Origin of the sequence: Galbibacter mesophilus (assembly GCF_023721415.1) — a bacterium.
In the GTDB taxonomy this organism is placed as follows: Bacteria; Bacteroidota; Bacteroidia; order Flavobacteriales; family Flavobacteriaceae; genus Galbibacter; species Galbibacter mesophilus.
On the sequence record NZ_JAMQVC010000001.1, the window covers coordinates 911639 to 926159 of the forward strand.

The window sequence follows — 14521 nt, forward strand, 5'->3', positions numbered from 1 at the left end:
TACAACTTATTAACAAAAACAAATATATAATTTTTTAGTTAAAATGAAAAGATATATTATCTAAACCACACCCAACTCCTTACCTACTTCTGTAAAAGCGGCAATGGCCTTATCCAAGTGTTTTCGGGTGTGCGCAGCCGATAATTGCACTCTAATCCTCGCTTTTTCTTTGGGTACAACAGGGTAGAAAAATCCTATAACATAGATACCTTTTTCTAATAGCGCATCGGCCATATTCTGCGATAATTGGGCATCATAGAGCATAACGGGTACAATAGCAGAGTCTCCATCAATAATATCAAAGCCTGCTTTCTTCATTCCTTCCTTAAAATATTTAGTATTTTCTTCAAGCTTATCACGAAGTTCGGTACTGTTAGACAACATATCGAATACTTTTATGGATGCTCCCACAATATTCGGAGCTAATGAATTTGAAAACAAATAAGGCCTTGACCGCTGGCGTAGAATTTCAATAATTTCTTTTTTACCCGTAGTGTATCCACCCATTGCTCCACCTAAAGCTTTTCCTAATGTTCCCGTAATGATATCGATGCGATCCATTACACCTTTTTCTTCCAAGGTACCTCTTCCGGTTTCGCCAATAAATCCAGTGGCATGACATTCGTCTATCATCACCATTGCATCGTATTTATCTGCCAAATCGCAAATTTTATCCAGCGGCGCTACCAAACCATCCATGGAAAAAACACCATCGGTTACAATTATTTTAAATCGTGCACCGTCTTCATTGGCCTTTTTTAGCTGAGTTTCCAGCTCTTCCATGTTGCTGTTTTGGTAACGATACCTTTTCGCCTTGCAGAGTCGAACACCATCAATTATGGATGCGTGGTTTAGAGAGTCCGAAATAATTGCATCTTCCGCAGTTAACAAAGGCTCAAAAACACCTCCATTCGCATCGAATGCTGCGGCATACAAAATAGTATCCTCAGTCCCGTAAAAATCAGCTATTTTTTGCTCTAATTCCTTATGAATATCCTGTGTTCCACAGATAAAACGTACCGAAGACATCCCGAAGCCGTGAGAGTCCAAGGTATCTTTTGCTGCCTGAATCACTTCTGGATGCGATGAAAGTCCCAAGTAATTATTGGCGCAAAAATTTATGACGGTTTCTCCAGTGCTAATTGTAATTTCGGCACCTTGTTGAGATGTAATAATTCGCTCTTTTTTGTAGAGGCCCGCTTTCTTTATTTCTTCTAATTCTTGCTGTAAATGTTCTTTTATTTTTCCGTACATCTGTTCTATTTTTTACAAAGTTAATCAGGATTGTTAAAATTAAGCGTCTATAAGCTGAATATTCTCATTAATGTAAACCAAAATCCTTTTCTTAACTTGATAACCCATTTCTGTTAGTGCTTGGGCATACCTTTGTATTTGGAAGGCATGATTTTCTGAAGGCGTTCCCGTTTTATAATCGATAATTACGGCCTCTTCCCCTTTTACCACGAATCTATCCGGGCGTAAAAGAATTCCTTCAGCAGTAATTATTTCCCGCTCATTAAACACTTCATAATCCTCGGAAAAATATTCTTTGAGTCCGGGATGCGTGACTAAATTTTGCAAGTAGCCGCTGTAAGTACTTTCTTCTTCGGAAGAAATTAATCCATTATTTATGGCATTTTCTATCACATTGGCAATATCATCTTCAGTGTAGATTGAGGCTAACAAATGATGATATACATTCCCTTTATCGATTGCCATTTGTTGTTTGCTGCCCCAAAGGGAGCCTGCTTTTGTAACCAATTGAAAAGATTGCCCAAAGGACGTATTGCTAATAAACGGAAGCGATTTGGACACGGTTGTTTTTTTTGTGTTTTTAACAACCTGCCTCTTAGGATTCCCAAACGAATAATGGTTTTCTGTATCTGTCCATTTGCCCTCTTCCTTTAAAAAGCCAATGAACATTCCACTAAAGGTTTTTTCATTTTCAACACCATTAGCTTTAATATCCTTTTTGGAAATAATGTACAGTTGCTCTGCTGCACGAGTCAATGCCACGTACAATATGTTTATTTGGTCTAGCTCTTGCTTCTGTTCATGGGCTTCAATAAGCAGTTTCCCTGTTTCACTGCTATTACTTACCACATTCTTACTACTAAACAACGCATAGTCTATCCCGAATAGATCCTTATCCACGGGAAACCAAATTTGAAAATTCATCTCCCGATAAATGTCTGTGTCCGCATAGGGAAAAATAACCACCGGAAATTCCAAGCCTTTGGATTTATGGACAGTCATAATCTGAACAGCATCCAAGGAGGAAGGCGCCACGATGCTTAGACTATCCTTTTTATGGTCCCAATGACTTAAAAAACTTTGGATGCTTCCATTCTGCTGCTGCGTGAAGTCCAAAACCTCATCTAAAAAAAACTCCAACGCCGCTTCGGAAGTCCCTGCCAGATTGAAAGAATTTATAGCGTATTCCATGGCGTTATAAAACGGAAGTTCTAAAAAATAAGCCGAATGAAAATTTTCTTCCAAAAAGAGAAAGTCCATATTATTTAAAAACTTCCTAAAAAACGTATCGTAATCTTCCACCTGCTTTTCATCGGCCAGAAACCGAAGAATTTTCCATTGTACCTCTAAATCATCGGGTTGGACAAAATAGGAAAGCAAATCTATGAGAAAAGCTACTTTTTTATCGTTCTTCAGCAAAAGTGATTCCGAAGAAATAATCGGAATCTCATGTTCAGAAAAGTAATCAGCTATTTTGATGCCTTGTTTTTTGGCACGGGTAAGAATGCAAATATCTCCGTAGGAATAGCCGTTTTTAATAGAAGAAATTACGGTTTCGAGTGCCGCTTTGCAGTAAAGATCTTCTTCACTTTCTTTATTTTCGGCTTTATCTATAAAAGTAAAATCGATGTAACCTCCCTGCTTTTCATTGGTTTGCTGGTGACTGTGGTTTTTGAAAAGATCCCGATAAGTTTCGTTGTTTAAAAACTGGGAAACATGCGCAAAAAACCGATTATTAAATTCAACAATCTCATCACAACTCCTAAAATTCCTTGGCAGTGGCTCAACATGCGGTTGGGTTTGAAACGGACTGTTTTGGTTATAAAGTTCTATAAACTGCTCTGCTTTTCCACCGCGCCAACGGTAAATGGCCTGTTTTGCATCGCCAACAATTAGCAGCGTGCCAGTTTTGCCACTGGAAATTTCAGTCTCCAAAGCATTAGACACCAACGGCTGCATATTTTCCCACTGCATGGTGGAGGTGTCTTGAAATTCATCAATAAAATAATTCTTGTACTTTTCGCCGATACGCTCGTAAATAAATGGAGCCGGTTGCTTGGCAATTGCGGAAGAAATCAATCGGTTGAAATCGGAAATGAGTAATTGATTTCTATCTTCTTTTATTTTTTTTACTTCCGAATTAATGGCGCTTAAAAGCGATAATGGCACTAAATTCTTGTAAAAGTTTTTTAGAAATTCCAGCTGAATTACACCTTCTTTTATTTTGATAAATTCTGAAGCAATTTTGGGTTGCAGCTCATCCAATAAAGCGGCGGTAGCCGGATTATTCTTGGGGACTTTACCCGCATACAATGGTTTCGAATCAATGTTTTCAACCCACCCAGCACTCCAGTTGTGCGAAAAACTTTTTTCAGCAATCTTTTTTAATCTATCAGGCAGCCGTCCGCTATTAAAATCAAGTCTTTCCAATCCTTTTTCAGAAAACAAATCCAACAAACCTTGAGCGTTTTCCACCAATGCTTCTTCTTGTTGCCGACTCATTTTTTTCAACAAAATCCCTAGCTCTTTAAAATCTTCGAGACTTTTATCGCCCAAGAACTTTACATGTTCCAAATATTCTTCCTTGGAGAGTAGCTTGGCAATCTCACGTAAGTCACGCGCTATGTCCCAACTTTTATCATCGTCGGTTTTTTCCAAAGCGAAATTCAGGAGAACTTCTGTTAAAAGGGGGTCCTCTCCGGCTTGATATATAAGATTGTCAACCGCTTCATTGTAAAGCGCCTCTTCATCTAGGGAAACTTCAAAATTGGTGGGTAGTTTTAAATCGAAAGCAAAGGTTCGCAATAACCGATGGTTAAATTTATCAATCGTAACGATATCAAAAAAAGCGTAATTATGTAGAATCCTTGTGAGGACAGCTTTGGAACGCTCATGCAATTCCTTCGGAGAAACGCCAATTTCTTCAGCAATTAAAGAAAAAATATCGGTAGGGTTATTTAAGATTTCTTCGGAAGAAAATTCGTGCAAATTCTTTAGCACTCTTTCTTTCATCTCATTCACCGCCTTGTTGGTAAATGTAACTGCCAAAACTTGTTTAAAGGCATCGCGATTGCTACTCCCTAAAAGAATTGATAAATACCTTTTTACCAGCGTAAACGTTTTTCCTGAGCCTGCTGAAGCATTGAAAATTTGAAAGGGAGCTGCGTTCATTTAAAAATCTTTATTGCAAAATAAGGAAAGTCTATCGGTTATTAACAAATTCTTATCATGATTTCGATAGGTTTTACTTAAATTTGAGAAACTAAAATTATTAACTAAAAAAGATATACAAATGGCTTTTGAATTACCAAAGTTACCGTATGCATACGACGCATTAGAACCAAATATTGATGCGCGCACTATGGAAATACATCATACAAAACACCACCAAGGATACACTACCAAGTTGAATGGTGCTATTGAAGGGACGGATTTAGAAGGAAAATCTATTGAAGACATCCTTAAGAATCTAGACATGAGTAATGGCGCTGTTAGAAACAACGGTGGTGGTTTTTACAATCACAGCTTATTCTGGGAAGTTATGTCTCCAGACGGTGGTGGAAAACCAAGCGGCGAACTTGCTTCTGCAATAGATGCTGCTTTTGGATCATTTGATAAGTTTAAAGACGAATTTTCGAATGCCGCTGCAACCCGTTTTGGATCTGGATGGGCATGGTTATGTGTTCATAAAGGAGGTAAAGTAGAAGTTTGCTCTACTCCAAACCAGGACAATCCAATTATGCCGGATACAGGATGTGGCGGAGAACCAATTTTAGGTTTAGACGTTTGGGAACACGCTTATTACTTAAATTACCAAAACAAGCGTCCTGATTATATTAATGCATTTTTCAATGTAATTAATTGGGATAAAGTTTCTGAGCTATATGCAAAGCACAAATAATTAGAATAACGAGTATTTTATAGGTTAAAAAACGTTATTTTGAAACAGCTGCCAATTGGTAGCTGTTTTTTTTGATTCTTACCTAAAGCCTTTTTCTTTTAATTATTAATCCTTTTTAGGTTTTACCAAATTATTTACCTTTTCTTCTAACTGATTGGTTTTATCGATAATAATTTTGGGGGCTTTGAAGCGATACCCAATGTGGAATTCCAAAAAGCTGTGCTGATCTTTTAAGTCAAAGTTCTCAGAAGTGTTATGGTAAAAAGCACGGTAATTGGCATTGATTCCTGTAAAAAAGCCATCTCGATTGTACCCAAGCCCCAAGGTTAATTCCGTTTGATAGTTCACACCGTCGGAATGATTTCCATCGTAGGTGTTTATCGTGGTGTAGCCTATCCCAGCATGGGCGCCAGAAGTGACAATAAATTGTTTATTTATCACCCAATTATAAAAATAAGCGGGTCCCACGGTAATATCAAAAACCTTGTCTTTTTCTGGAGTACCATTGGAAATTCTTGAATAATAGTAACTCAAGGTAGGCACAAAACTTCCAGCGCTTATTTGTTGCCATTCGTTTTGCTTGAAAATGGTTCTAAAAGAAAAGTTTTCATTGAAGACAAAAGCTGTATTTCCTCCAACCCGTGTGACTTTAAAATCGGGGAATATTAAATAATCCTGTTCTCCTCCAAAATCTCTAAGGTCCACAAAATACCCTTGTGTTTTGGTCCACTCGAAGTTTTGCATCCATTTCTTGATATAAAAGCGGGTTCCGAAATGAAAATAGCTGGTTTCCCCTTTCTCATCGTTATCATCATTAAATTTTATGAACTTGGGTGTGTGACCAATATTTATTTCGACAAAACGAAACAATAGCGAAAAAGTAGAACGGATCTCTTGATTGGGCCCTAAAAGCACATCCAAACCTGTATCGGGGTTTGAGATTTCGTAGGAATTAAAATCGTCTGTTAATCCGACTCTAAACGTAATCCTGTTAGGATACTGTTTTTTGTACACAATTTCCGAAGCTGTAGTATCTACTTCTTGGTCTTGGGAAAACCCTAAAAGACAAATAAAAAAAAGTACCGAAAAAGTTATTTTAGTTGGTTTCACTTGGTTGGTTGTTTCGTTAGCTAAGCAATGTTCGGTAAAATCGGTTTCTATTAAAAAGAGAGCTGTTTTGTATGAGATATACTAATCTCCTTTTGCAATGTAAATGTAAGAATTCTAAGCATTTGAAGTTTATTTTATTTTTTCACCTTTTAGCTCGGATGGCTTACTTTCCGGAATTAAATTAAGCTCCAACGCTTTGTAATCGAGTTTCCAACCAATGGCTTGCACCATGTTTTCTATCATTAAAACGGCGTCTAAAGCTTCCTTTTTGGCTGATTCCATCAAGCCGCTCTCTGGAATCTTCTTCAAAATATGTGCTTTCGCTTCGCTATTAATTTCAGAAAGGTCTTCAGAATTAAACCAATTGAACAATCCTTCCTGAATATCATAATATTTAACATCGGGCTCTATACTTAACACTTCGGGTTGCGGAAAAGACGCCAGAATTATCTTTTTGGACGCTGCATCGGCATGCATTTCAATTTTCTTTAAATCGAACCCAACATTCACCTTGGCATTAATAATCAACAACGCTTTCTTTTTACTGCTGATGAGTTTCCAAAAACGCCCACGCACATTTTGGTATTGATAAATTTCCGCGAACTCACCTTCCACAGTAATGAGCTTATAGACATTCCTAATTTTCTCCAGAAGGATAATAGATTGTTTTTCGGTGTCTTCCGAAGACCGCTTTTTCCAAAACACGGAAACCAGCCAATAACTTCCCAATACCCCTAAAAGTAAACCTATAATTATTTCAACTAAATCGTTCATATTAACCAATTTTCCCTAGATGGGTGTTTTTAAATCCGCTATTATATTTTAATCCGTAGCCCAATGTCCTATCAAAACTAGCATGGGAAAAGAGTAAGATTCCCACAAATTGCAAAATTTCATTTTCACTAACAGTTCCAAGTAAATACAAACCTACCGCAACACCTTTATGATGAAATATATTGTAGGTAACGGCACCTATTTTGGGGTTAAAAAGATATCCCAACATACCAATATCGGGTGCCAAAAACAATCCTACAAACCACCACCAGCTGATATGTAATTCAGTAAAAAGAAAAATCCCCAAAAGGAACATGGCCAATTCTTCAATTTTTAAAGATGTCTTCATCTATTCGGTTTTAAGGACTCAATACTTTATACAAAATAGGTTTGCTGGGGGAGGCGTCGTTTACAAAAGAAGCTATCTGTAAATTTAAAAAATACATTCCATCTAAAATGATACTCGGCACGTAAATGAACTCTGTAATGGTAGCATCCAAACGTTTTTCCCTGTGAAAATCCCAAAAAGCTTTGTGTGCCAACAATGCTCCATTGTCTTTTTCTTTATCTACGGAAGGCAAATCGATCAACAAATGTTTAATACCACATTCCCTGATAAATGCTGCCGCACCCTCCAAAAGATAAGGCGGATTGGTATGGGAATATTGCTTGGTGAGCTTATCGCGTTCATTTGGCAACGTACGTATAACCAAAGCGTCAACCGACGGATTTTTCAAGGCTTTTTCAATTTGCTGCTTGGTGATAACACTGTCTTCTTTCCATTTCTCAGGATACACAGAAATGACTTCAGTATAAAAGAAAAAACGCTTTAAACAATCATTTATACTGTAAAAATCCTCGGTAATATGGCCAATGCATTCTGTATGGGTACCATGTGCATGCGGATTAAAAAGTATGCTATTAAAGTTTGTAGAAGCCCCTCTCTTTATACTCCCCACAAAGTCCCCGTCTTTAACCGGACTTATGGTTGGCGGACTTAAATACCAAGCGGTTGGGTTGTTTTTATCGTCTCGCAAAGGAATAGAAATATCCAAAGGGTTGGCGAGGTCTATTTGGTACGTCTTGTTTTTATAATCAATAATCGTCTTCATGCCTGTTGAAAATCCTTATAAATTTAGCATAAAAAGATGGGATGCTATTCCATCGGCTAGAAATTTCCCTTTTTTAGTAGTAGTGAGGACTTCATTATTTTCTTCGGAGGTAATTTCCAACAATCCTTTGTGGATATATTTTTCGGCCTGTTGAAGTAAATACATTTTATAACGCTCCCCAAAATCTTCTTCTATTTGATGAAGGGAAACACCCCAGATAGTTCGTAAACCTGTCATAACTGCTTCGTTGTAACGGTCCGTTTTGGACAGTTTTTCTACCTCGCTTGGCACTTTTCCTGAAGCAATTCCGGCAATATATTTACTGTTGTTGTTAATATTCCAACTACGGTGCGTACCGTTGAAGCTATGTGCAGAAGGACCGACACCTAAATACTTTTTTTGCAACCAATAGGCAGTATTATTTTTGCTGAAAAACCCTTCTTTCCCGAAATTGGAAAGCTCGTAATGCACAAAATTATCTGCTGTTAGTGTATCTACCAAGATGTCGAAATGCTTTTCTGCAAGTGCATCGTCCACATCGTCTATAATGCCTTTATCAATGAAAGAAGCCAATGCGGTTTTTGGCTCTACGGTGAGTGCATAGCAAGAAATATGCGGCACACCAAAACCCAACGCCTTTTCAATATTCGCTATCCAACAGGTTTCGCTCATGTGCTGAATGCCATAAATAAGGTCGATGGAAATATTGGCAAAATACCGCGTAGCCCATTCCAAACATTTCTCTGCTTCTTCAGCATTGTGCGCACGGTTCATCAGTTTTAAATCTTCTTCAAAAAAAGATTGTATGCCAATACTCAAGCGGTTAACCGGGCTCTCGGCTAAGGCAATAATTTTTTCTTTGGAAAGGTCGTCGGGATTGGCTTCGAGCGTAATTTCGGGTTCCGAAATCACCTCGTAATGGTTATAAACGGTTTCAATTAAAAAATTGATTTCTTCAGTAGCCAACACACTGGGCGTTCCCCCACCAAAGTAAATGGTTTCTATAGGCTCATTAAGTTCCCTTTTACGCAACACCAATTCTTTTGCCAATGCTTGCAACATTTCATCTTTCTTTTTTAGGGAAGTAGAAAAGTGGAAGTCGCAATAATGACAAGCTTGCTTGCAAAAAGGAATATGGAGATAAATTCCCGCCATAGCACAAAGGTATTACTTTGTGGAAATCTACGTTATTAAAATCCAAGTCTCACAAGAATATTTTCCCTGACAAGAATATAAAATGCCCTCGCAAGAATATACTTTTCCCCGACAAAAATATACAGTTCCCTCACAAGAATATACTTTTCCCTGACAGGAATATACAGTTCCCCCGTAAGAATATACTTTTCCCTGACTAGAATATACAGTTCCCTCGCAAGAATATAATTTTCCCCGACAAGAATATGAAGTTCCCTCGCAAGAATATAATTTTCCCCGACAAGAATATGAAGTTCCCTCGTAAGAATATACTTTTCCCCGACAAGAATATAAAGTCCAGTCGTTCGAGTATAAAGTGCAACGACAAGAATATATAGTGCAATCGCTCAAATATATAATCAAGTCGCAAGAAAGTAAAGTGCAATAGCAAGAATATAAAATACAATTGTTCCAATATATAGTCAAGTTGCAAAAAAATAAAGTACAATCGTTCTAATATATAGTGCAATCGCTCCAATATATAGTCAAGTCGCAAGAAAGTAAAGTGCAACTGCGAGAATATATAGTGCAATCGCTGGAATATATAGTTTAGTTGGTGAAATATATATTGAAATAAAAAGAAAGGAAAATACAGTCAGTAACATTTAAAGTGCCTTTTGGAGTTCCTTTTAGTCACTTTATTGGTGCCCTTCACACCTTACATCACCCAGAAACCAAAATAACCTCATCTGGGGTAACGGCAAAAACTTTGTCTTTTTTGGTCGGTTTTAGGCTAAAATTACCTGTAAAATCGCCAAAAGCAGGTAAAATAAGTTGATTTTCGGTTTGGTAAAAGCAGGGCAATTTCAGTTTTTGTCTTCCGGGGCCTTTTAAATGAATTCCCGGATGCACATGTCCGCAAATATTAAAAACGTTTTCTGCTTCTTCCGGATGGTGTGTAAGAAAAAAAGCGTCTAATTGCCAGTCTTCCATCAATAGAATATCTAAGTTTTTAAACTTTTCTTCAGCAATAATATCGTGGTTTCCTTTTATTAAAATCAGTTTTGCAGAAACTTCGCTGCACCAATCTTCAAAATACAGCCACTCTTTGTTGATTTTACTATGGAAAAGGTCTCCCAAAAAACAGATTGTTTTCGGTTTAAAATATTCAATAAGCTTATCCAGATTGAAGTAGTTTTTATGCATTGTTTTTAGCGGAATGGCAATCCCTTCTTTTCTAAAATGCGTGGCTTTGCCTAAGTGCACATCGGCGATGAGCAACATTTCTTTCTCCTGCCAGTACGCCCCGCCCAAGGGGTGCAAAACAAAATGATTCTTTCTGATTTCGATGGTTTGGGTCATAAACTACACTACCGATTTTTCTACGGTTACTTTAATAGATTTGCTAATGGGCGTATAGCTTTTGTCGGCGTAATGATTGTAAGGCACCAACACATTGGTTTCTGGAAAATAGGCCGCCAAATTACCTTTCGGAATTTTATGCGGAACCACTAAAAACTGCAATGCTTCGCGCCGCTTTCCGTCGTAATTGCTTATAAGATTCACTTTTTCCAAACGCTCTACTCCAATCTTTTTCATGTCGGAAGGATGCATAAAAACTACCCTTCGTTCGTTGTAAACCCCACGATACCTATCATTGAGTCCGTAAACAGTGGTATTGAACTGGTCGTGAGAACGTATGGTCATCAGCAAAAATTCGTCTTCTGCCAATTCATGCTCAGGAAGCTCGCAATTACTAAACTGTGCTTTCCCCTCCGGCAGATGGCTAAAATCTAGTTCGCGCACATTGTTTGGCAAGTAAAAGCCACCTTCTTTGCTATTTTCCTCCACTTTCTTAAAAGAAGGGAGCACCTCACTCATTTTTTTCCGAATTTCGGAATAATTACTGCTTAAGCCCAACCAATCTACTGAATGTTTGCCTTTAAAATAAGCGTTGGCAATGCCCCCGATAATCTCTGGTTCGCTCTTTAACCAATCAGAAGCCGGTTCGAGAACGCCACGGGTTCTGTGTACTTTTCCCATGCTATTTTCAACGGTAAGAAAACGAAGTTCGCCATCTTTTTTGTCGTGTTCAGACCTTCCCAAAGTAGGTAAGATTAGTGCTTTCTTTCCTGTAATAAGGTGCGAACGATTTAATTTTGTGCTTATCTGTACGGTAAGATTGCAATTTTGAAATGCTTCCGCGGTGTAATAGGTATCTGAAGCTGCCGAAACAAAATTTCCGCCAAGGCCTACAAATACTTTTGCATTCCCTTCATGCATGGCTTCCATGGCGCGAACGGTATCATAGCCTTCTTCACTCGGCGGTGTGAATTTAAATACTTCCGCTATTCTTTCGTTTAAATCTTTATTTACAAAATGCATAATCCCCACAGAACGGTCGCCCTGAACATTGCTATGCCCACGAACAGGACAAGTACCGGCGCCGGGCTTGCCCAAACTGCCCTTCAGCAATAATAAGTTAACACACTCTTTTATGTTTTCCACTCCATTTTTGTGCTGGGTAAGACCCATGGCCCAACAAACAATAATTTTTTTATTCTTCGCCAATAGCGCCACGGTTTGATTGATAACATCTTCGGAAACTCCGCAGCGTACTAATAATTCTTCTTCTGAAAAAGAAGCTAAATGGGAAAGAAAAGAGGTGTAACCAACGGTAAACTTTTCAATAAAAGAATGGTCGAAAACGGATGCATCCTTTTCTGCTAAAACGGCCAATTTCTTCATAATTAGCTTTAAAAGCGCCACATCTTCGTTGATTTTTATAGGGATATGTACATCGCTAATAGCGGTTCCAGAAGTAAGAACGCCGCCAACAGATTGCGGATTTTTAAACCGAACCAAACCTGCTTCTTCTAACGGATTTATACTTACAATCTTCCCGCCGTTCTGCTTGCATTTTTCCAGTGCCGACAACATTCTTGGGTGATTGGTACCCGGATTCTGACCCAGAATAAGAACAACCTCAGCCTCATAAAAATCTTCCAACTTTACCGAACCTTTGCCTATTCCCAAGGTTTCCCCGAGGGCTACGCCACTGGATTCGTGGCACATATTCGAGCAATCCGGCAAGTTGTTGGTGCCAAAAGCACGGGCGAACATTCCATATAAAAAAGCCGCCTCATTGCTAGACCGACCAGAGGTGTAAAAAATGGCTTCGTTAGGGTTATTTAATTGATGAAGTTCTTCTGCGATAATTTCAAAAGCCTTTTCCCAAGAGATGGGTTGGTAGTGCGAGCTTCCTTCCGCTAAAAACATGGGTGCTTCAATGCGACCGCTTTTGCCAATCTCGTAGTCGCTCCAAAGGGATAATTCTTCTACGGAATACTTTTGAAAAAATGCTGCATCTACGCGTTTGGTGGTAGCTTCTTCTGCCAATGCTTTTGCACCATTTTCGCAATACTCTCCCAGTTTAGAACGATTCTCAGGGTCTGGCCAAGCACAACTGGGACAATCAAATCCTTCTTTTTGATTCATTTTTCCCAAAGCTTGAAAAGAGCGGGCAACCCCCATTTCCTTAAAACTGTGTTCCAAAGCTACTTTAACGCCCAACATCCCCGCCGCATAGCTGGTGGGCGCTTTTAATTCTATCCCCGTGAATTTTATTTCACTTTCTGCGGATACTTTTCTGGGAGTGTGGTTTGTTTTCATTTTTCAGAGATTTTGTGGTTCTCATTCATTCTTCTATTTCATTCTTATCTTTTCAGGAAACTTCATTTATTTTTTAATAATTCCAATTGTATTTTTTTCGCATCATGGAGGCTAAATTTCTTGTTTTCCTTGAAATTTTTGATACAATAGTCAATTGCCTTGATTCCATCTTTTCTTTTTAAATCGTTATCCAAAATGGTTTTGGCAATCCAATAGTTGAAAACAAGTTTTCCATCTGGATATTTATCCATTGACGTTTTTAAAAATTCAATTCCTTCCTTTGGTCTGTTTAATTTTTCATTAAATAATCTGAATGGTCTCTCAAAATAGAAAGTGTTTTCATAAAATCCATTTTCGAGTTGCAATTTCCAATTATTAATAGCTTCTTCATAAAATCCTGCCTGTTCATACCATTGAGCTCTATCTGAATACAGATGGTTTCCTGGATAGAAGTTATTTTCTTTACCCACTTCCAAAATTTGGTCGAGAAGTAATCTATTATTCACATTAGTGATTTGTTCAATTAAATAGAGATAATCATCCTCATTGAGCGTGGAAGAAATCCCATAGGTGTTGTTGGTGTTTTCAACCTTTTTTTTCAAATAGTCTTTCACTGAAAAGTTCGTGGTTCTTGATGTTGTTTCAAAATCATCAAAATTTCTATAATCTGAAAAGACAAACATTAAGGCGTCATTCAAAGATTTTGGGACTAGGTCTCGATGTCCTGCATTATAGATTTTATGTTGAAATAAGTCGTTGTAATTGTTCATTTTAAAGATTGTGTCCAATCTTTTACCTGTTTCCAAACGATATTGGTCATCCTTTAAACCAGAAGATACGAAGTAGCTAAATTTTTCAATTCCTTTAATAGATATGAATTCTTTTAAGAAATCTATTTGTTCATCTGCCAAATCGGGTGATATTGCAATAAAGGCTTGGAAAGGATTATATTCTTTTGATATCATTTCATTAACAAAAGTAGCAGTGTTCGAATGTCCTACAATAACATTGTAATTTGAAGTAGAGTACTCTTTCTCAATTAATGGTTTGACTTCATTTATTAGATGATTTTTTAATTTTTCAGAGCCTTCTAAAAATTCAGTTTTTGGAATGTTTGCATTTTGTCCATAATTAGGGTTTGTTTCATAATTTCTGTCATTGTGAAAAATGCTTACTACGATAGATTTAGGAATTACATCATATTGCATTAAGAAATTTGTATAGCTACTTGTTATGGGAAAAAGCTCAAAACCATCAAGCGTATAAATTACAGGATATTTTTTTGTTTCGGAATAATCCTTTGGCAGGAATATCTTTACTTTCCTCTCATTTTGAAAATAATCGGAATTCAGTTTTTTTTCGATTATCTGATATCCAATTCCGTCCACATTTTGCCCAAATATTGTTAGGTTGCAAACGAAAAAGATTATTGTTAAAGGGTTCTTCATTTTCAGTTTTATAATTATCTATCTACAAACTTACCATTATCTTTTTACGACTTTGGAGTTAAGAAAATTTTTCGACCTACCCGAAATGCTATGGCAGGCAGGCAAACTCAGGATGA

11 protein-coding genes are annotated in these 14521 nt (G+C 37.6%); 1 reads left to right on the forward strand and 10 read right to left on the reverse strand.

Annotated elements, in window-relative coordinates:
• Window positions 1-60: 60 nt before the first annotated feature.
• Together kbl and NDQ75_RS03895 are read right to left on the reverse strand one after the other, a co-directional pair.
• Window positions 61-1254 (reverse strand): glycine C-acetyltransferase, encoded by a 1194-nt coding sequence (gene kbl / locus NDQ75_RS03890; protein ID WP_202028061.1) that lies wholly within the window; start codon window positions 1252-1254, stop codon window positions 61-63.
• Between the two features lie 39 nt (window positions 1255-1293).
• Window positions 1294-4425 carry a UvrD-helicase domain-containing protein gene (locus tag NDQ75_RS03895; protein WP_202028062.1) on the reverse strand — a complete coding sequence of 1044 codons (3132 nt, stop codon included), beginning with the start codon at window positions 4423-4425 and terminating at the stop codon, window positions 1294-1296.
• A gap of 121 nt (window positions 4426-4546) precedes the next feature.
• Between NDQ75_RS03895 and NDQ75_RS03900 the strand changes: the two genes are divergently transcribed.
• The gene (locus NDQ75_RS03900; protein WP_202028063.1) at window positions 4547-5155 is read left to right on the forward strand and encodes a superoxide dismutase; all 609 of its coding nucleotides are present in this window, start codon (window positions 4547-4549) and stop codon (window positions 5153-5155) included.
• 105 nt (window positions 5156-5260) lie between these two features.
• Here the strand turns inward: NDQ75_RS03900 and NDQ75_RS03905 are convergent, their stop codons facing one another.
• The 8 genes from NDQ75_RS03905 to NDQ75_RS03940 all read right to left on the reverse strand — a co-directional run bounded on the left by NDQ75_RS03905 (window position 5261) and on the right by NDQ75_RS03940 (window position 14405).
• Complete coding sequence (locus NDQ75_RS03905; protein WP_202028064.1) at window positions 5261-6265, reverse strand: DUF4421 family protein; 1005 nt, start codon at window positions 6263-6265, stop codon at window positions 5261-5263.
• 129 nt (window positions 6266-6394) lie between these two features.
• Window positions 6395-7039 carry a DUF4230 domain-containing protein gene (locus NDQ75_RS03910; RefSeq protein WP_202028065.1) on the reverse strand — a complete coding sequence of 215 codons (645 nt, stop codon included), beginning with the start codon at window positions 7037-7039 and terminating at the stop codon, window positions 6395-6397.
• 1 nt (window position 7040) lies between these two features.
• The gene (locus NDQ75_RS03915; protein WP_202028066.1) at window positions 7041-7388 is read right to left on the reverse strand and encodes a DUF4260 domain-containing protein; all 348 of its coding nucleotides are present in this window, start codon (window positions 7386-7388) and stop codon (window positions 7041-7043) included.
• 10 nt (window positions 7389-7398) lie between these two features.
• Window positions 7399-8151: a cyclase family protein gene (locus NDQ75_RS03920; protein WP_202028067.1), complete on the reverse strand. Its 753-nt coding sequence runs from the start codon at window positions 8149-8151 to the stop codon at window positions 7399-7401.
• 15 nt (window positions 8152-8166) lie between these two features.
• Window positions 8167-9306 carry a radical SAM family heme chaperone HemW gene (hemW, locus tag NDQ75_RS03925; protein WP_202028068.1) on the reverse strand — a complete coding sequence of 380 codons (1140 nt, stop codon included), beginning with the start codon at window positions 9304-9306 and terminating at the stop codon, window positions 8167-8169.
• A gap of 702 nt (window positions 9307-10008) precedes the next feature.
• Window positions 10009-10647 carry a ligase-associated DNA damage response endonuclease PdeM gene (pdeM, locus tag NDQ75_RS03930; protein WP_202028069.1) on the reverse strand — a complete coding sequence of 213 codons (639 nt, stop codon included), beginning with the start codon at window positions 10645-10647 and terminating at the stop codon, window positions 10009-10011.
• 3 nt (window positions 10648-10650) lie between these two features.
• Window positions 10651-12957, reverse strand: coding sequence for an FdhF/YdeP family oxidoreductase (locus NDQ75_RS03935; protein WP_202028070.1), 2307 nt, complete (start codon window positions 12955-12957; stop codon window positions 10651-10653).
• Window positions 12958-13019: 62 nt separating this feature from the next.
• The gene (locus NDQ75_RS03940; protein ID WP_202028071.1) at window positions 13020-14405 is read right to left on the reverse strand and encodes an alpha/beta hydrolase; all 1386 of its coding nucleotides are present in this window, start codon (window positions 14403-14405) and stop codon (window positions 13020-13022) included.
• Window positions 14406-14521: the final 116 nt, after the last annotated feature.

What these genes read in the sequence shown, in the direction of transcription:
- pdeM (WP_202028069.1), bottom strand. Translation starts at nt 10,647, where the DNA reads ATGACCCAAACCATCGAAATCAGAAAGAATCATTTTGTTTTGCACCCC.
- NDQ75_RS03900 (WP_202028063.1), top strand. Translation starts at nt 4,547, where the DNA reads ATGGCTTTTGAATTACCAAAGTTACCGTATGCATACGACGCATTAGAA.
- NDQ75_RS03895 (WP_202028062.1), bottom strand. Translation starts at nt 4,425, where the DNA reads ATGAACGCAGCTCCCTTTCAAATTTTCAATGCTTCAGCAGGCTCAGGA.
- NDQ75_RS03910 (WP_202028065.1), bottom strand. Translation starts at nt 7,039, where the DNA reads ATGAACGATTTAGTTGAAATAATTATAGGTTTACTTTTAGGGGTATTG.
- kbl (WP_202028061.1), bottom strand. Translation starts at nt 1,254, where the DNA reads ATGTACGGAAAAATAAAAGAACATTTACAGCAAGAATTAGAAGAAATA.
- NDQ75_RS03915 (WP_202028066.1), bottom strand. Translation starts at nt 7,388, where the DNA reads ATGAAGACATCTTTAAAAATTGAAGAATTGGCCATGTTCCTTTTGGGG.
- NDQ75_RS03935 (WP_202028070.1), bottom strand. Translation starts at nt 12,957, where the DNA reads ATGAAAACAAACCACACTCCCAGAAAAGTATCCGCAGAAAGTGAAATA.
- NDQ75_RS03940 (WP_202028071.1), bottom strand. Translation starts at nt 14,405, where the DNA reads ATGAAGAACCCTTTAACAATAATCTTTTTCGTTTGCAACCTAACAATA.
- NDQ75_RS03920 (WP_202028067.1), bottom strand. Translation starts at nt 8,151, where the DNA reads ATGAAGACGATTATTGATTATAAAAACAAGACGTACCAAATAGACCTC.
- hemW (WP_202028068.1), bottom strand. Translation starts at nt 9,306, where the DNA reads ATGGCGGGAATTTATCTCCATATTCCTTTTTGCAAGCAAGCTTGTCAT.